The organism is Phenylobacterium sp. (assembly GCF_004799395.1).
Lineage (GTDB): Bacteria > Pseudomonadota > Alphaproteobacteria > Caulobacterales > Caulobacteraceae > Phenylobacterium.
The window spans coordinates 1-17,645 of the sequence record NZ_SSMZ01000221.1 but is presented as its reverse complement, the minus strand read 5'-3'; the positions used below and the strand labels follow the sequence as shown (position 1 = coordinate 17,645).

At 68.8% G+C, this 17,645-nt stretch carries 15 protein-coding genes; 3 read left to right on the top strand and 12 right to left on the bottom strand.

Annotated features, from left to right (window positions below; genetic code table 11):
* The 3 genes from E8A12_RS14250 to dusB form a co-directional block, all read right to left on the bottom strand.
* Positions 1 to 691 (bottom strand): response regulator (locus E8A12_RS14250; protein ID WP_293369878.1); only part of this gene is annotated, 691 nt, incomplete at its 3' end.
* Complete coding sequence (locus E8A12_RS14245) at positions 688 to 1,809, bottom strand: ATP-binding protein (RefSeq protein ID WP_293369875.1); 1,122 nt, start codon at positions 1,807 to 1,809, stop codon at positions 688 to 690. The genes E8A12_RS14250 and E8A12_RS14245, both read right to left, overlap by 4 nt.
* Positions 1,806 to 2,813 (bottom strand): tRNA dihydrouridine synthase DusB, encoded by a 1,008-nt coding sequence (dusB, locus tag E8A12_RS14240; protein WP_293369873.1) that lies wholly within the window; start codon positions 2,811 to 2,813, stop codon positions 1,806 to 1,808. Before dusB ends, E8A12_RS14245 begins: the two co-directional genes overlap by 4 nt.
* 112 nt (positions 2,814 to 2,925) lie before the next feature.
* Here dusB and E8A12_RS14235 point away from each other — a divergent pair, with 112 nt between their 5' ends.
* On the top strand, positions 2,926 to 4,074 hold the full coding sequence (locus E8A12_RS14235) for a bifunctional 2-C-methyl-D-erythritol 4-phosphate cytidylyltransferase/2-C-methyl-D-erythritol 2,4-cyclodiphosphate synthase (protein ID WP_293369883.1): 1,149 nt from the start codon (positions 2,926 to 2,928) through the stop codon (positions 4,072 to 4,074).
* Here the strand turns inward: E8A12_RS14235 and E8A12_RS14230 are convergent.
* Positions 4,071 to 6,380 carry a fused MFS/spermidine synthase gene (locus E8A12_RS14230; protein WP_293369871.1) on the bottom strand — a complete coding sequence of 770 codons (2,310 nt, stop codon included), beginning with the start codon at positions 6,378 to 6,380 and terminating at the stop codon, positions 4,071 to 4,073. The two genes, E8A12_RS14235 and E8A12_RS14230, sit on opposite strands and share 4 nt — an antisense overlap.
* 98 nt (positions 6,381 to 6,478) lie before the next feature.
* Here E8A12_RS14230 and E8A12_RS14225 point away from each other — a divergent pair, with 98 nt between their 5' ends.
* A complete protein-coding gene (locus tag E8A12_RS14225; protein ID WP_293369868.1) occupies positions 6,479 to 6,970 on the top strand; it encodes a CinA family protein in 492 nt (163 codons plus the stop codon).
* Between the two features lie 3 nt (positions 6,971 to 6,973).
* Here E8A12_RS14225 and E8A12_RS14220 read toward each other — a convergent pair whose 3' ends face one another.
* From E8A12_RS14220 to lipA, 3 genes are all read right to left on the bottom strand, one after another.
* On the bottom strand, positions 6,974 to 7,447 hold the full coding sequence (locus E8A12_RS14220) for a hypothetical protein (protein ID WP_293369866.1): 474 nt from the start codon (positions 7,445 to 7,447) through the stop codon (positions 6,974 to 6,976).
* A 97-nt stretch (positions 7,448 to 7,544) separates the two neighbouring features.
* Complete coding sequence (locus E8A12_RS14215; RefSeq protein ID WP_293369864.1) at positions 7,545 to 8,039, bottom strand: SRPBCC family protein; 495 nt, start codon at positions 8,037 to 8,039, stop codon at positions 7,545 to 7,547.
* Between the two features lie 13 nt (positions 8,040 to 8,052).
* Positions 8,053 to 9,018: a lipoyl synthase gene (gene lipA / locus E8A12_RS14210; RefSeq protein ID WP_293369862.1), complete on the bottom strand. Its 966-nt coding sequence runs from the start codon at positions 9,016 to 9,018 to the stop codon at positions 8,053 to 8,055.
* 149 nt (positions 9,019 to 9,167) lie between these two features.
* Between lipA and E8A12_RS14205 the strand changes: the two genes are divergently transcribed.
* Complete coding sequence (locus E8A12_RS14205) at positions 9,168 to 10,721, top strand: AMP-binding protein (RefSeq protein WP_293369880.1); 1,554 nt, start codon at positions 9,168 to 9,170, stop codon at positions 10,719 to 10,721.
* Here the strand turns inward: E8A12_RS14205 and E8A12_RS14200 are convergent.
* The 5 genes from E8A12_RS14200 to E8A12_RS14180 form a co-directional block, all read right to left on the bottom strand.
* On the bottom strand, positions 10,718 to 12,517 hold the full coding sequence (locus tag E8A12_RS14200) for an ABC transporter ATP-binding protein (protein WP_293369860.1): 1,800 nt from the start codon (positions 12,515 to 12,517) through the stop codon (positions 10,718 to 10,720). The two genes, E8A12_RS14205 and E8A12_RS14200, sit on opposite strands and share 4 nt — an antisense overlap.
* Positions 12,514 to 14,322 carry an ABC transporter ATP-binding protein gene (locus tag E8A12_RS14195; protein WP_293369858.1) on the bottom strand — a complete coding sequence of 603 codons (1,809 nt, stop codon included), beginning with the start codon at positions 14,320 to 14,322 and terminating at the stop codon, positions 12,514 to 12,516. Before E8A12_RS14195 ends, E8A12_RS14200 begins: the two co-directional genes overlap by 4 nt.
* 127 nt (positions 14,323 to 14,449) lie before the next feature.
* Entirely contained in the window at positions 14,450 to 15,856 is a 1,407-nt protein-coding gene (gene lpdA, locus E8A12_RS14190) for a dihydrolipoyl dehydrogenase (RefSeq protein ID WP_293369856.1), read from the bottom strand.
* The gene (locus tag E8A12_RS14185; protein ID WP_293369855.1) at positions 15,856 to 16,332 is read right to left on the bottom strand and encodes a glutathione peroxidase; all 477 of its coding nucleotides are present in this window, start codon (positions 16,330 to 16,332) and stop codon (positions 15,856 to 15,858) included. The genes lpdA and E8A12_RS14185 overlap by 1 nt, the downstream gene beginning before the upstream one ends.
* 11 nt (positions 16,333 to 16,343) lie before the next feature.
* The coding region (locus tag E8A12_RS14180) for a pyruvate dehydrogenase complex dihydrolipoamide acetyltransferase (protein ID WP_293369853.1) at positions 16,344 to 17,645 on the bottom strand (1,302 nt) is incomplete at its 5' end.

Below are 17,645 nucleotides of genomic sequence, written 5' to 3'. Positions count from 1 at the left end.
TGCCGCCATCGGCCTCGATCAGCTTGCCGGCGTCGCCGTCTTCCTTGCCAAACAGCTCCGTCTCGACGCGCTCGCGCGGCACGGCGGCCAGGTTGATGGTGACAAACTTGCCGTCTCGCCTGCGGCCCATGTCGTGCAGGGCGCGGGCGACCAGTTCCTTGCCGGTGCCGCTCTCGCCGGTGATCAGCACGGTCAGATCCGCGCCCACCAGGCGGGCGATGGTGCGGTAGACCTCCTGCATCGGCCCCGACCGGCCGATCAGCGGCAGGCGGTCGTCGCGAACGGCGCGAGCCTGGGCGCGGGCGGCCTCCGGGTCAGCGGGCCGTGACAGGGCGCGGCGCGCGGCCGAGGTCATGTCGTCCAGGTCGAACGGCTTGGGAATGTAGTCGAAGGCTCCGACCTCGGCCGCGTTCACCGCGGTGATCAGGTTGTTCTGCGCGCTCATCACGATGACCGGCAGCTTCGGACGCTCCTTGCGGATCCGCGGCAGCACGTCGAACACGTTCTCGTCGGGCATGACCACGTCGGTGATCACCAGGTCGCCCTCGCCTTCCGAGACCCACTTCAGCAGGGTGGCGGCGTTGCCGGTGGCGCGGACCTGGTAGCCCAGGCGGGTGAAGGCCTGGCTGAGCACCAGGCGGATCGAGGCGTCGTCGTCGGCGATCAGGATCTTCTTACTCGCGGCGTTCATGCCGGGACGTCCTCTTCGGAAGCGATAGGCAACAGGACCCGGAACACCGTCCGGCCGGGTTCGGATTCAAAGTCGAGAAGCCCGCCATGCGCGGCCACCAGCTTGGAGACCAGCGCCAGGCCAAGGCCCACGCCATTGGCCTTGGAGGTCACAAAGGGCTGGAACAGGTGCTCGCGCAGGTGATCGGGGACGCCGGGGCCATTGTCCATGATGCGCACCTCGAGCGGCGCGCCCCGCAGAGCCTGGCCCTTGGCGGCGCGCACGCGCACCCCGTGGCGATAGGCGGTGTAGATGCCGATGGCGCCGCGCCCGTCGCCGCGCGAATGGGCGGCTTCGGCGGCGTTCTTCACCAGGTTCAGGAAGATCTGGATCAGTTGGTCCTCGTCGCCCTGCACCGGCGGCAGAGAGGGATCGTATTGCTCGCGCATGGCGAGCCCGTCGGCGACACCGTTGGCCGCCAGTGCGCGGACCCGGTCCAGCACCTCATGGATGTTGATCGGCGTCAGCGACGGCAAGGCGTCGTCCGAGAAGGCTTCCATGCGATCGACCAGCCGGCGCACGCGGTCGGTCTCGTCAACGATCAACTGGGCGAGCGGCGCATCCTCGGTCCTGGCCCCGGACTTCAGCAGCTGGGCCGCACCGCGGATGCCAGCCAGCGGGTTCTTGATCTCATGCGCCAGCATGCGGCCGAGGCCGACGATCGAGCGCAGGCCGCCGGCGGCTTCCGCACCCCCCCGCTCGACGCCCAGGCCGGCCTTGACCGTGAGGGTCAGCAGCACCGACCCATCGCCAAGCGGCGCCGCTGCGCCGTCCGCCTCGAAAGGCGCCAGGCCGAAGAGCGTGATCTGCACCCCGCGCTCGCGCACCTTGGCCTGCTCCTGCAGGGCGCGGTTCAAGAGGGAGACCAGAGCCGAGCCGGGTGGCAGGGCGGCGCTGAACCGGCCCCGCGCCAGCAGGCCCAGTCCCTGGCCGAACAGGCCTTCGGCAGCTTCATTGACAGCCACCAGGGCGCCATCGGCGTCCACCACCATGGCCGGATCGGGGCTGAGTTCGAAGGCCGCGGCCTTCAGCGCCAGGACGTCCACGCCCAAGGATTGCGGCAGGGTGCGCCAACTCATGCGGCCAGCCTCCGTTCGGGTTGCGTCCAGAGTTCGGTGAGGGCGCGTTCGACGTCGCACGCGTCGTCAAGCCGGCAGAGACGGCCGCGAGCCGCGCGGCGGTCCTCGGCGGCGGCCGGCCAGGGCGCCTGTTCGACGTAGGCCGCCAGGTGTTTGCGGAACACCCTCAGGCCCAGGCGATCGCCGTAGAAGCCGAGCGCGTCGCGGAAATGGTCGAGCGCAATGGCGAGGCGGGTCTCGGCGTCGGGCTCAGCGAAGGCGCGGCCGTCGAGCTCGGCCTCGATCTGCGCAGCGATCCAGGGGCGGCCATAGACGCCGCGGCCGACCATCACGCCGTCGGCGCCGGAGGCGTCCAGGGCGGCGCGGGCTGTCGCGCCATCGATGACGTCTCCGTTGACGATCACCGGGATCGAGACCGCGTCCTTCACCGGACGCACGGCGGCCCAGTCGGCCGCGCCCTTGTAGAACTGGCAGCGGGTCCGGCCGTGAACGGTCACCGCGGCGACGCCGAGGGTCTCGGCCCGCCGCGCCAAGTCCGGCGCGTTCCTGGAGGCGTCATCCCAGCCCAGGCGCATCTTCACGGTGACGGGAACATCCACCGCGCCGATGGCGGCGGCGATCAGCCGCTCGGCCAGCTCCGGCTCGCGCATCAGCGCCGAACCGCACTGGGCGCCGGTGACCTCGCGGGCTGGGCAGCCGAAGTTGAGGTCGATGATCTGGGCGCCGGCGGACTCAGCCATGCGCGCGCCCTCAGCGATGTGGACGGGATCGCGTCCGACCAGCTGGACGACCATCAGCGGCAGGCCCTCGCCCACGGCGGCGCGGCGCACGACGTCGGGCCGGCCCCTGGAGAGTTCGGCGCAGGCGACCATCTCCGTGGCCACGTATGGCGCGCCCAGCCGGCTTGCTGCGCGGCGGAACGGAAGGTCCGAGATGCCGGTCATCGGCGCGATCCATACGCGGCCGGCGACCTCGACCTTGTCGAGTTTGAGCGAACTGCTCATTATTTAATCATCCCCACAGCCAGCTTTTTAGGCACTTTGTGCGCTGCGGTAAAGCCCGCCCGAAGGCGAGACCAACTGGACAAGCGCGAGCGTGTCCCTAAACACGCACCCGATGAACTTCCTTTGCGTGGTGGTGGCGGCGGGCGAGGGCCTGCGCGCGGGGTCGGGCGAGCCCAAGGCCTGGCGGATGCTGGCTGGGCGACCCGTTGTCCGCTGGTCGGTGGAGGCCCTGCTCGCCGCCGGCGCTCGCGAGGTGGCCGTGGTCGTGGCGAAGGACCGTCTCCCCGCCGCGCAAGACGCGCTTCTGGGCCTGACCGGTTGGACAGCCGTGGCCGGCGGCGCGATGCGGGCCTTGTCGGTGCAGGCGGGCCTGGCGGCGTTGAGCGGTTCGGAAGACACGCCCGTCCTGATCCACGACGCGGCGCGGCCGTTTGTCACGGGCGCCCATGTGGCGGCGTTGTTAACGGCGTTGGAGGGTGCGGACGGCGCGGTCCCTGCCCTGCCCGTGCCGGACACCTTGAAGCGCGGCCGCGATCGGGTGGTGAGCGAGACGGTCAGCCGCGAGGGCCTCTGGCGCGCCCAGACACCCCAGGCCTTCCGGCTAGGCCGCCTTCGCGCGGCCTATGGCGCCTGGGGCGCTCAAGCCGAGCCCACCGACGACGCCCAGGTCGTGGAGGCGGCGGGCGGGCGCATCGCGCTGGCCGCCGGCGACCCCATGCTGATGAAGCTGACCTATCCGGAGGACTTCGCCATGGCCGAGCAGCTGGCAGGGGGGCGCCGGGTGGTGCGCACCGGCTTCGGCGTCGACGCCCACCGCTTCGGGGCCGGCGAAGAGGTCTGGCTCGGCGGCGTCCGAATTCCCCACAACCAGGGTCTGATCGGCCACTCCGACGCCGACGCCGGACTGCACGCGCTGACGGACGCGCTGCTGGGCGCGATCGCCGAGGGCGACATCGGCCAGCATTTCCCGCCCTCCGATCCAAAATGGAAAGGCGCTTCCTCCGACCGGTTCCTGACCCATGCCGTCGGCTTGGCCGAGGCCAAGGGCGGTCAGGTGATCAGCGCCGACCTGACGCTCGTCTGCGAGCGGCCGAAGATCGGGCCGCACCGCGACGCCATGCGCGCGCGCATCGCCGAACTGCTGGGCCTCCCCATCGGCCGGGTCAGCGTCAAGGCGACGACGACCGAGGGCATGGGTTTCACCGGTCGCGAGGAGGGCTTGATGGCCCAGGCGGTCGTCTGCGTGGAAACCCCTCTCTAGAGGTCGCTGTAGGGGTCGAGCTTCTGCAGGAACCGCCGCCACAGCGCCCCGATCAGGTTGGTGTAGTCATCGGTCCAGGGCCTCACGGCGCGCGCGTCGGTGAGCTTCCAGCGCGGATCGCGGACGAATGGCTCCAGGGCCGCGCGGGACTTGCCGACGATCACCGCGTTCTCCGGCGACGGCCAGCCGCCGCGGTCTTCGTTGGGGCCGGGCCGGAAACGTTGGATCAGAGCCACGCCGCCCGCCGCTTTGGCCACCGCCTGCGCCGGCCCGTCCAGATCGAGATTGCGGTTGGAGAGGTGCAGGATCAGCACCCCATCCGGCTTCAGGTGGGTCAGATAGCCCTGCACAGCCTGCACCGTCAGCAGATGCGTTGGCACAGCGTCCGATGAGAAGGCGTCGATCAGCAGGATGTCGAAGACGCCGGTCGGCTGCTCGGCGAGCGTCAGGCGCGCATCGCCCAGGACATAGTCCACCGGCCCCCGAGCGCACTTGGTGGTGTAGGCGAAGTGCTTGGGGTCGCTGGAGATCTTGATCACCAGCGGGTCGATCTCGAAGAAGGTCAGTCGGTCGCTGGCCCGCACATATGCCGCCACCGAACCGGTGCCCAGCCCGACCGCGCCGATCCGCAAGGCCGGCTTGGCGCGCTCGCCCAGGAACACCTGCCCGATCGGCGACGAGTTTGCATAGTACACCAGAGGGTTGCAGCGCCAGCGAGGCGTCAGCGCCTCGGCGCCGTGCAGCGTCGTGCCGTGCGACAGCATGCGCGTCGGCCCGCCCAGGGCCGGGACCTGTGTTTCGCCCTGCCGCAGGACGCCGAAGAAGCTGCGCCAGGTCTGGTCGGTGGTGGTGCGATCCGCCGTACTCTCCGCGCCGATCCACAGGATGAGGATCACCGCGAAGAACAGCAGGGCGTGGCGGCGCACCATGTAGGCGGCGATCACCGCCAGGACGAGGCAGCCTTTCACCCCGAGCTCGAACATGTCGATCTGGCTGAAGCCCGCGAACAGCGGCCGGGCGAAGACGTGCGGGGCGACGAAGGTGTTCAGGATCGGCATCGCCACCCCGGCCCCAACGCCCAGGATCAGCATGGCGGTCGTGAAGATGTCGATCTTCCAGTCGCCCCAGGGCCGCAGCAGGCAGGCGGCCACCAGGACCAGTGGATATTCCCAGACGTTGTCGAAGATCACCGGCGCCAGGAAGGCGTTGAAACTGCCGCCGATCACTCCGCCCAGCGACATCCAGAAATAGAACTCGGTCAGCCGCTCCGGCGGCGGCCGGCGCGCAACCAGGGCCTGGTGGCACATCAGCGCGGTGAAGAAGAACGCGCCGAGGTTCACCGGCAGCAGCAGGAAGAAGGGGCTCGCGTGGAAGGGCAGCAACGCCAGGCAAATGGCTGCCAACGCTGCCTGCAGCAGCAGGGTCACGTCCTTGGGGATCGCGGGCCTGGCCTGGAAGGCGACGATGAAGGTGATCAGGTAGAGCGCCAGCGGCAGGACCCAAAGGAACGGCGCGGAGGCCACGTCGGTGGTGATGTAGGTCGTCGTCCCCAGCATCAGGCTCGACGGGATCGCCGCCAGGGCAACCCAGATCAGCCGCTCCCGCCACGCGATGGGGGCCGCTTCGATGGCGCCCGGACGCACCGGGCCGCGGGCCTGGCCCGCCCGGATCACCGCGATCGCCAGGCCGGCCATCAACAGCACGAAGGCGAGGTAGCCACCGCTCCAACCCAGCCGCTGGGCGTGAAGCGTCAGCGTCGGCTCGACTAGCAGCGGGTAGGCCAGCAACGCCAGCAGGCTGCCCAGGTTGCTTGCGGCGTAGAGGACATAGGGTTCGCTTGCCGTCTCGGGCCCCTCGCCCTCCCCGAACGTCCGCGCATGCCAGGCCTGCACCAGCGGCGCCGTGGCCGACAGCACCGCGAACGGCGCGCCGACCGAGACCGCCAGCACGCCGAGCAGCCACAGCGCGGGATGGTTCGAAGATGGCGGCCCGATCAGCTCGTTGATCCGCAATGGCAGGACGACCATGGCGGCCAGCATCGCCGCGCCGTGGACCAGCGCCTGCGCGCGAAGCGAGCGTAGCCGCTGCAGCAGGTGGGCGTAGGCGTAACCGGCCAGCAGCGCGCCCTGGAAGAACGCCAGGCTGGTGTTCCACACCGACGGACTGCCGCCCAGCCGCGGCAAGACCAGCTTGGCGATCATCGGTTCGACCAGGAACACCAGGGCGGCGCTGGCGAAGACCGTCACGGCGAACAGGGTCGCGGGCGGCGGCGCGGCGCGCGGCGCGTCGGAGGTGAGCGTGGTCATGCAGGCCGCCCCTTCAGGCGCTCGAATCGCCTTGAACCCCCAGCCTATCCGATGCTCTGGTCGGCGGACCCATTCCACCGCCGGACGAGGCCCTGCGCATGTTTTCGCTCGAGATCGTGACCCTGGCCCGTCTGCTGGTCGACGAAGCCCGCGAACGGTCCCTGCGCATCGTCACGGCAGAGAGCTGCACCGGCGGGCTGGTGGCCGGCGCGATCTGCCAGGTGGCCGGCGCCTCGGACGTCTTCGAGCGCGGCTTCGTCACGTATTCCAACCGCGCCAAGCAGGAGCTGCTGGGCATTCCTGGCGACCTGATCGCCGACCTCGGCGCGGTGTCGGAGCCGGTGGCGCGGATGATGGCGGAGGGCGCGCTCGAAAACTCCAACGCCCACGTGGCCGTGGCGATCACCGGCGTGGCGGGCCCAGGCGGCGGCACGCCGATGAAGCCGGTGGGCACGGTCCACATCGCCACCGCGCGGAGCAACCACGGCCTGCAGCACCGCCTGGAATTCTTCGAATTGAACGAGCGGATCGATATCCAGCTCGCCGCGGTTCAGTCGGCCCTTGAGATGCTGCGCGACCGGATGACTTGAGGTTCAGGCGGTCTGGCGCGCCCGCATCGGCGACATCAGCTTCAGCAGGCTCTCGTCGCCATAGGCATTGCGGTAGAGCGCGATCAGCGGCGGCACGACCACGAAGCTGCCCAGCACGAACCCGACGGCCAGAATCATCACCATGATTCCGTTGGCGGCGGCCGGCGCCATGCGTCCGTTCAGGAACACCAGGCCTGCGTGCACCTTCCCGATCAGATCGTTGAACAGGATGATGTTACCGACGAACAGCGCGCGCCAGAACACCGAGATGAACAGCAGCATCTTCCAGGTGTTGGTCGGAAGGCTCAGATGCCGATACGCGGCCGACCACAGGCCCACCACCGCAATCGGCATGAAGACGAGCAGATCGATCAGATCGATCGGCGAAAGGTGTGAGAACCTTCCGAGCGTCGGGGGCAGGATCGCGGCGGCGAACACCAAGTAGGCGACCGCGTAAATCCTCCAGAAAAACAGCACTAGCCTCTCCTAGACGACCCGTGGATCGGAGGTGGAGTCTTGCAAGTGCATGTTGCAGAGCTGCTAACAAGCAAGGTGAAGATGCCGTCCACCAAGATTAGACGGACCGGCTGATCCCCGCCACGCCGTCCGGCGCGCCAAGGCCAGCTCCATAGAGAACCGTTGCCCGGTCCTCGAAACAGGTCATCAGCCGATCCACCGCATGGGCGAAGTTGGCGCTCAACAGGGCCTCTAGCAGGCGGGACTTGAATTGGAAGTCGATGTCGAACTCGACGCGGGTCTGGCCGTCAGCGTCCTCGAAGAACCGCCAGCGGTTGGCCAGGCGCTTGAACGGGCCGGACAGCAGGGTGACATCGATCTGCCGTGAGGCCGCGTCGCGGCGCACGCGGGTGGAGAATCGCTCCTTGAGGAAGGAAAAGCCGACGCCGGCCTCCGCATCGACCGTCTCGACGCCTTCGCCGAGGTCGCGGGCGTTCCAGATCCGCATGGCGGTGATCCAGGGCACGAACTCGGGGTAGGCCATGACATCGCCCACCAGGCTGAAGAGCTGGTCGGGAGCGTAGGGTAGACGCTTGGTGACGTGATGCTTCACTCCGCGCCGACCCCTAGGCCGCGGCATCCTTGGCGGCGCGCGCGGCCTGCAGGCGAGCGAAGTCCTCGCCGGCGTGATGCGATGACCGCGTCAACGGGCTCGCCGCCACCATCAGGAATCCCTTGGCGCGGGCGATCTCCTCATAGGCGTGGAATTCGTCGGGGTGGACAAAGCGGTCGATCGGCGCGTGCTTGCGGGTCGGCTGCAGGTACTGCCCGATGGTGATGAAGTCGACTCCGGCCGAGCGCATGTCGTCCATCACCTGCATGACTTCTTCCTTGGTCTCGCCGAGGCCGACCATGACGCCGGACTTGGTGAACTGGGTCGGGTCCCGCTCCTTCACCCGCTCCAGCAGGCGCAGCGAATGGTAGTAGCGCGCGCCGGGCCGGATCGAGAGGTAGAGCCGCGGCACGGTCTCCAGGTTGTGATTGAACACGTCGGGCTTGGCGTCGATCACCACGAACGCCGCCTCAACGGGCTTCCTCAGGAAGTCCGGCGTCAGGATCTCGACCGTCGTGCCCGGCGCGGCGGCCCGGATGGCGCGCACCACGGCGGCGAAGTGCCCGGCCCCGCCGTCGGCCAGGTCGTCGCGGTCCACCGAGGTGATGACCACATGCTTCAGGCCCATCTTGGCCACCGCGTCGGCGACGCGGACGGGCTCGGTAGGGTCGAGAGGGTTCGGCTTGCCGGTGGCGACATTGCAGAAGGCGCAGGCCCGCGTGCAGGTCTCGCCCATGATCATCATGGTGGCGTGGCTCTTCGACCAGCACTCGCCGATGTTGGGACAGGCGGCCTCCTCGCAGACGGTGACTAGGCCGTTGGCCTTCACGATGTCGCGGGTGGCGTTGTAGCCGGCTGAGCCCGGCGCGCGGACGCGCAGCCACTCGGGCTTGCGCAGCAGTGGCGTCTCAGGATTCGCCTGCTTTTCCGGGTGACGCGGACGGATCGCGCCCGAAAGATTGTCGATGACCACGGCCATGGCCCCTAGATCGGCGGTCGCGGGCTTCGGATCAAGGCAAGAGTGGGCGCGGTGCGAGCCGCTCACGGTCTGTAACCAATCTTTTCATCCGTGTGACCAGCCGATAGGCTTGCTGCAACGATAAGAAAGATGGGAGGCGAGAGCTCTTGCTGCGTTCCTTTGACGCCCACCAGGCGCAGACGACCCTGTTCGACGCCCTGATCGAGGCGCGCCAGACCTACGGCGCCAAGAAGCCGATCCTGGAGGACCAGGAACGCAATCCGCTAAGCTACACCGACCTGATCCGGGCCGCCTTTGCGCTGGGCCGCAAGATTGCCGGGTTTACGAAGCCCGCCGAGCGCGTGGGAGTCATGCTGCCCGCCAGCTCAGCTGCGGCCGTGACCTTCTTCGCCCTGCATGCCTTTGGCCGCACGCCGGCCATGCTCAACTTCACCGCCGGCATCCGCAACCTGAAGGCCGCCTGCGAGCTGGCCGGGGTGAAGCGGGTGCTGACCTCCCATCGCTTCGTCGAGCAAGGCAAGCTGCACGACCTGATTGACGCGCTGGAGACCCTGACGACGGTCACCTACCTGGAGGACGTCCGCGCGACCGTGGGCCTGCCGGACCGCCTGTTCGCCGCTGCTGCGGGCGCGTTTCCCAAGAACTTCCGGACCGCCAGCAGGCCGTCTGACCCCGGCGTGATCCTGTTCACCTCCGGCAGCTTCGGCGCGCCGAAGGGCGTGGTGCTGAGCCAGGCCAATCTACTGGCGAATGTCTTCCAGGTCGCCGCCCACATCCCGCTGGATCCGGATTGGGTGTTCTTCAACCCGCTTCCGACCTTCCATTGTTTCGGCCTGACGGCCGGGGTGCTGCTGCCGATCATGACCGGCATGAAGGCCTTCCAGTACCCCTCGCCGCTGCACATCAAGCAGATCCCGCCGCTTATCAAGGACACTGGCGCTTCTGTGCTGTTGGCGACGGACACTTTCGTGAACCAGTACGCCCGCTCGGCTGACCACGGCGAGCTGTCAGGCCTGAGGTTCATCGTCTGCGGCGCCGAGAAGGTCCGCGAGGAGACCCACAACCTGATCGCCGAGCGATTCGGCGGCGTGCCGGTCTTGGAAGGCTATGGCGCCACCGAGGCCGCCCCGGTGATCGCGGTGAACAAGCCGGACGACAACCGCCGCGGCACCGTGGGCGGCCTGCTCCCAGGCATGGAGACGCGCCTGGAGCCCGTCGAGGGCATCCCCGGCGGCGGCAAGCTCTATGTCCGCGGCCCGAATATCATGGTCGGCTATCTGGTCCCGGGCGGCGCCATAGAGGCGCCGGTCGACGGTTGGCACGACACCGGCGACGTGGTCTCGCTGAGCGAGGACAACTGGATCAAGATCAAGGGCCGGGTGAAACGCTTCGCCAAGGTCGGCGGCGAGATGGTCTCGCTGACCGCGGCCGAAGACCTGGCCTGTGCGGTCTGGCCGGACGCCCGCCACGCCGTGGTCTCCCTGCCGGACCCGAAGAAGGGCGAGCGGCTGGTCCTGGTCACCGACCGCATGGACGCCGACGCGGGCCCCTTGATCAGCCACGCCCAGTCGATCGGCGCGCCGGAGATCGCCGTGCCGCGCAAGATCATCAAGGTGATGGAGATCCCGGTCCTGGGCACCGGCAAGACGGACTACGTGGCGCTGCAGCGTATTGTCGACGCGGAGATGCGCCGGGCGGCCTAGCGGTAGGCGCTGGCCTGGATCTCGAAGAGCTCGGCGTACTTGCCGCCGGCCCGCATCAGGGCCTCGTGGCTGCCGAACTCGGCGATCCGGCCCGCGTCCAGCACGGCGATGGCGTCGGCCATGCGCACCGTCGAAAAGCGGTGGGAGATCAGGAGGGTCGCGCGGCCGCCGGACTGGCCCGACCGCGCCTCGGCGGCGAAACGTTCGAAGAGGTCGTGCTCGGCGCTGGCGTCCAAAGCCGCAGCCGGCTCGTCAAACACCACCAGCAGGGGCTGCTCGCGCATCAGAGCCCGGCCCAGCGCCAGTTTCTGCCATTGCCCGCCACTGAGGTCGACGCCGCCCCACTTCTTGCCGAGCATGACCTCCAGGCCGTGCTCACCGAGCGTCGCAAGATCCGCCGCCCCGGCCCGGCCGAGCGCCGCGGTGACGCGGTCGCGGTCGCCTAGACGCGGCAGATCGCCCAGGCCCACGCTTTCGTGCATGGCGACCTCGAAGTTGGTGAAGTCCTGGAACGCGCCGCTGATCCGCTCGCGCCAGGCGGCGGGTTGGATATCGGCCAGATCGGTGTCGTCCGCCAGGATGCGGCCCGCGGACGGCGGGTAGAATCCACACAGGAGCTTCACCAGGGTCGATTTGCCCGAGCCGTTTTCGCCGACCAGCGCGATCACCCGGCCCGCCGGCAACTCCAAGGAGACATCGGTCAGGACCGGCTTGTCCCGGTCGAGATAGGTGAAGCAGACGCCCTCGACCTTCAGGCCGCGGCGCAGGATCGTCGGCGCCGCCGCCTCGCCTGTCACGGCTTGGGCGGCGGTGTTCGAGAAGTCGACCAGCCACTCATAGCGCTCGACCGTGGTCATGATCGCCTGGAAGTACTGGGCGAACTGCAGAGCGAAGGTCATCTGGATGATCAGGCCGGTGGTGAGGGTCGCGGCGAGCACGACGCCGCCGGGGTTGACCGCGCCCTGCGCCGCCCGGAACACCAGCCATGCCACCGCCGCGACACAACCGAGTGTGAAGGCCATGTCGCCCAGCGACGACCAGATCGCCCCGCCCCAGTTGGCGCGGACGTTCAGATGACGGGTCGTGGCGCTGATGTCCCGGTAGCGCTTCGCCAGTTCCGCCCCGAGCCCGAAGATCCGCAGCTCCTTTCCGGCCACCGGCGAGGTTGCGTGGTTGAAGATGTGTCCGCGCAGCCGCATGGGCTCGGCGGTGGCCTCCTGGGCGCGCACCTGCAACCGCCGGGCGCGCTGGCCGGCCAGCGCGCGGGGAATGGCGAAGATCGGCAGGAGTGCGAGCCAGGGATCGATGCCGATCAGGATGACGAAGGCGCCGCCCAGGGTGACCAGCATCCGCACGTTGAGCATCACGGCCTGCAGCCCGCCGGCGAGCATCTGGCTCTGGCTGCGGATCAGCTGGATCTTGTCGGCATGCACCGGCCGGTCAGCGTACTCGAGGGTCGGGATCCTCGCGGTCAGGCGCACCAGTTCACCGTCCAGGTGGACCGTGATGGCCTCGATCAGGCGGGGCAACGCCTGGGCGTAGGCAAGATAGCTCAGCCCGCCGAGTCCGCCGGTGAAGGCAAGCGTCAGGCCGGCGCGCAAGGCGTGAGCGCGATCGCCTGTCGCGGCGGCCTGGACCACGTTCTGGATTTGATACGAGGCTACCAGGGTGAGGATTGCGCCCAGCAACTCGGTCACGATCGCGACGACCGCGCGGCCCGGCGCGGCGGAAAACGCCAGGCTGACGAGCGTCGCCGCCGTTCGCCACGTCTTGCGCACACCCTCCAGCGCTTTCATGCGGGCGCTCCCGGCTCGACGAAACGCTGCGACTGCAAGTCGAACATCTCGGCATAGCGGCCGCCGCGGGCGATCAGCGCATCATGGGTCCCCAGTTCCGAGACCGCGCCGTTCTCCAGGAAGCAGATGCAGTCGGCGCGACGCACCGTGGAGAAGCGGTGCGAGATCAGCAGCGTCGTCAGCCCCTTGGTGAGGTCCAAGAAGCGGTCGTAGAGCGCCGCCTCCGCGCGGACGTCGAGGTTGGCGGTGGGCTCGTCGAGGATCAGCACCCCGGCGCCCGCCTCCACGGCGAACAGCGCGCGCGCGAGACCGATTCGCTGCCACTCCCCGCCGGAGAAATCGGCGCCGCCGGTGAAGTGCCGCGAAAGCGGCGTATCCCAGCCGGCCGGCAGGCCCTGGATGCGGTCCAGGACGCCGGCCTTTTCGGCGGCCCGCTCCAGGGCGGCCTGGTCGTGGGCCATCTCCAGCCCGCCGAAGCCGATGTTGTCGCGCGCCGGCAGGCCGTAGCGCAGGAAATCCTGGAAGATCGCTGCGATGCGCCGCTGCCAATCGGCGGGCTCAATCTCCCGCAGGTCCTGCCCGTCTACCCGCACCGCGCCGCTTGTCGGGTCGTAGAGGCGCGCCAACAGCTTCACGAGCGTCGTCTTGCCCGCGCCGTTCAGGCCGACCAGCGCCATGGAGGTTCCCGCCGAGATGGTGAGGTCGAGGTCCTTCAGGACCGGCTCGCGGCCGCCCGCATAGGTGAAGCTCACCTTGTCGAAGCGGATCTCCTGGCTCGGCGCGCCCGCGGAGAGCCGCGCGAGCGGCGGTCCTGGCTGGGGCGTTGTCCGGCGCTCCAGTTCGAGGATCGCCGGGATGGCGGCCGAGCCCTGGGCGATCACCGTGTCGGCGCCGTTGAGGCCCCCGAGGGCGCTCAAGCCGGCGACGGCGCGCAGATAGACCACCAGGGCGCCCAGGCTGATCGCGCCGGTCGCCGCATCCGCCGCCAGCAGGCCGTAGACCGCGCCCGTGGTCAGGGTCACGATGACAGAGGCGGCCATGGTCAGGCGAAAGGCGCCGCCCTGGGCCTTGCGCTGCGCGTCGAGGCCAGCCTGCCATTCGCTCCGCATCCGGTCGGCGATCCAGCCGCCGATGCCCAGCAGGCGCACGTCCTTGGCGGACGCCGGCGCCAGCGCCAGGGTGCGGAAGTAGTCCGCCCGGCGGACCGCGGCGGTCTGGCCGACCACGGTCTGGAGCTGGCGGGCGAAGCCGCTGCGGGCGATGAGGCCGAACACCAGCAGGACGGCGAGCAGCAGGGCTGCGGCCCACCAATGATAGCCGATAAGCAGAGCGCCTGAGGCGACCGCGGTCAGGGTTGTGGCGATGCGCGAGTTGATCAGCTGGTTCACCGCCGTGCCCGGCGTGTAGCCGGCGACGCCGATGCCGGCGGTCTGGGACAGAAGATCGGCCACCGCCGGGTCTTCAAGGTGCGCAATGCCCCACGGCCGGTTGACCGCTGCCATGGCCCGCTGGCGCAGGTTGGAATCCAGCCGCCAGCCCATGGCCGTGGCGACCGCGGTGCGCACCCTGGGCGCAATCTGCAGCAGCATCATGAGCGCTGCCCAGACGGCCAACACCTGGAGGGTCCGATGGCCGGCGACGGAAGTCAGTCCGCCGGCCTTGATGGTGGCCGGCAGCGAGCCCACGAGCCCGCCCAGCGCCAGCATCTCGGCGGCTGGCAAGGCCGCGCCGACGATCAACAGCCCGGCCACAACCGGCGATCGCCAACCGCTGACCGCGATGGCCATGCGGAGCGCACGAAGCACCGGCCCGTCCCAGAGACCGCGCAGGAAGCCGATTGGAGACTTCAGAACAGACGCCCTTCCCAAGACGGGGAGCCTAGCTTGCGCCGGGCGGCGGCCGCAAACGCCCGTAAGTCACACCGGCCTTAGGTCAGATGTGCAGGACCATGCCGTAGGCGTCGAGGGAGGCCTCGTGCATGGCTTCGCTCATGGTGGGGTGCGGGAAGACGGCGGCCTGCAGCTCGGCCTCGGTGGCCTCAAGTGTCATGGCCAGCATGAAGCCCTGGATCATCTCGGTGACCTCGGCGCCGATCATGTGGGCGCCGATGAGGGCGCCAGTCTTGCCGTCGAACACGGTCTTCACGAAGCCCTCGGTTTCGCCGGATGCGATGGCCTTGCCGTTCACCCGGAAGGGGAAGCGGCCGACCTTGGGTTCGCGGCCCTGGTCCTTGGCCTGGGCTTCGGTGAGGCCCACGGAGGCGATCTGCGGGGTCGAATAGGTGCAGCCGGGGATCGGGCTTTCGATGTTGGTCGGCTTCAGGCCCGCAATGTGCTCGATGCAGTGGACACCTTCGTGGCTGGCCTTGTGCGCCAGCCAGGGCGGGCCGGCCACGTCGCCGATGGCGTAGAGGCCAGGTACGCCGGTCGCGCCGTGCTTGTCGACGACGACGTGGGTCTTCTCCACCTTCACGCCCAGGGTTTCGAGCCCGAGGTCTTCGACATTGCCGACGATGCCGACCGCGACGATGGCGACATCGGCCTCCAGGGTCTCGGTCTTGCCGCCGGCCTCGATCTCGACGGCGACCCCCGTTTTGGTCTTGGTCAGCTTCTTGACGTTGGCCGGCACGCGGAACTTGAGGCCGCGTTTCTCGAAGGCCTTATGGGCGGCCTTGGAGACCTCCTCGTCTTCCACCGGCAGGATGCGCGGTAGGGCTTCGATCACCGTAACATCTGAGCCCAAGGCCCTGTAGAAACTTGCGAATTCGATTCCAATGGCGCCGGAGCCGATGACGATCAGGGTCTTGGGCGAGGCCTTGGGCGCCAGCGCTTCGCGATAAGTCCATACCCGCTCGCCGTCCGGCTCCAGGCCGACGGCCGGGAGGGTGCGGGCCCGCGCCCCTGTCGCCAGGATGACGTGCTTGCCGGTGAGAGTGCGCGCGCCACCGGCCTTCAGCGCCACGACGACGCTGGGCGCGCCTTGCCCCTTCGCGAGCTTGGCGGTCCCCTCGACCACTTCGACCTTGTGCTTTTTCATCAGGAAGGCGACGCCGGAATTGAGCTGCGCCGCCACCTTGCGGGACCGCTTCACAACCGCTCCGAAGTCGAAGCCGCGCTTCTCAACCGACAGGCCATAGTCGGCCAGGTGGTCGAGCTGTTCGTAGACCTCGCCGGACTTCAGCAGCGCCTTGGTCGGGATGCAGCCCCAGTTCAGACAGATGCCGCCCAGGAGTTCGCGCTCGACGATGGCCACCTTCATGCCAAGCTGACTGGCGCGGATCGCGGTCACATAGCCGCCGGGGCCGGAGCCCACGATGATAACGTCGAAATCATCGGCCATCAGAGCAGCGCCTCGATGGCGCCTGCCAGCGACTGCGGCGTGTCGGTGGGCGCAAACCGCGCCTTCACCTCACCGGTGCGGTCGACGAGGAATTTGGTGAAGTTCCACTTGATGCCTTCCGAGCCCAGGAGGCCCTTCTTGGCGTGTTTCAGATAGGCGTAGAGCGGGTGGGTCTGCGGCCCGTTTACGTCGATCTTCGCCATCATCGGGAAGTCCACGTCGTAGGTCAGCGAGCAGAAACTGGCGATCTCCTCGGCGTTTCCCGGCTCCTGCGCCCCGAACTGGTTGCAGGGGAAGCCCAGCACCACGAAGCCGCGGTCCTTGTATTTGCGATAGAGCGCCTCCAGGCCGGAGTACTGGGGCGTGAAGCCGCACTTGGACGCGGTGTTGACGATCAGCACCACCTGCCCTTGCCGCTCGGACAGCGGCGCGGGTTTGCCGTCGAGGGTCTGGGCGCTGAAGTCGTAGATGCTCATGGCGCTCATCCTCAGACGATCATGGTGATCGGGTCTTCAAGCAGCGGCTTGAAAGCGGCCAACCAGCGGGCCCCGGTCGCCCCGTCCACCACCCGATGGTCGCAGGTCAGTGTGACGCTCATTACGGTGGCGATGGCCAACTGGTCGCCGCGCACCACGGGCCGCTTCTCGCCGACGCCCACCGACAGGATCGCGCCCTGCGGCTCGTTGATGATCGAGGCGAAGGACCTGATGCCGAACATGCCCAGGTTGGAGACCGAGAAGGTGCCCCCCTGGAACTCCTCGGGCTTCAGCTTCTTGGTCCGGGCCCGCTCAGCCAGGTCTTTGGCCTCGACCGCGATCTGGGCCACGCCCTTGGTCTCGACGGCCCGGATGATCGGGGTGATCAGCCCGCCGGACACGGCCACCGCCATGGCGATGTCGGCGTGGTGGTGCATGGCGATGCCTTCGGGCGTGTAGGAAGCGTTAGCCTCCTTAACCTGCATCAGGGCCACGGCGGCGGCCTTGATCACCATGTCGTTGACGCTGACCTTCACGCCCGACTTCTCCAGCATGGTGTTGATCTTGGCCCGCGCAGCCAGGAGGGCGTCGATCTCGATGTCGATGTTCAGCGGGAAGTGCGGCACGTCGCGGAAGCTGTCGGTCATCCGCCGCGCGACGGTCTTGCGCATGCCGTCGAGCGGAATCAGGTCGTAGCTGCCCGCCGCAATGCCCTGCTGCTCCAGCGACTGGACCTGACGTGGCGCAGCGGGCGCCTGGCCCTGGGCCGGTTGCGGCTGAACGGCGGGAGCCTCGGCGGGAGCCTTGGTCTGGCCGGGCTGGGCGGCGTCCACGTCGGCCTTCACGATCCGCCCATGCGGGCCGGTGCCCTTCACCGCCGAAAGCTCCAGCCCCTTCTGCTCGGCGATCCGCCGCGCCAGCGGCGAGGCGAAGATGCGCTGGCCGTCAGCAGCCTTTGCCGCGGGTGCGACGGCCCCCGCTGGGGCCGGTTCGGCGTCCGGCGTCGGGACGGGTTGAGGCGCTTCAGCTTTCGCCGGCTCAGCGGGCTTTGGCGCTTCGACCTTCGGCGCGTCTGCTTTCGGCGCGGGCGCAGCGGAGCCGCCCGCGTCATCGCCCGACAGCCTGGCGATCGGCGCGTTGACCTTCACGCCTTCGGCGCCTTCTGCGACGAGCAGTTCCTCGACCGTGCCCTCGTCGACGGCCTCCACCTCCATGGTGGCCTTGTCGGTCTCGATCTCGGCGATAACGTCGCCGGACTTGACCTTGTCGCCCTTCTTCACGTGCCACTTGGCGAGGGTGCCCTCCTCCATGGT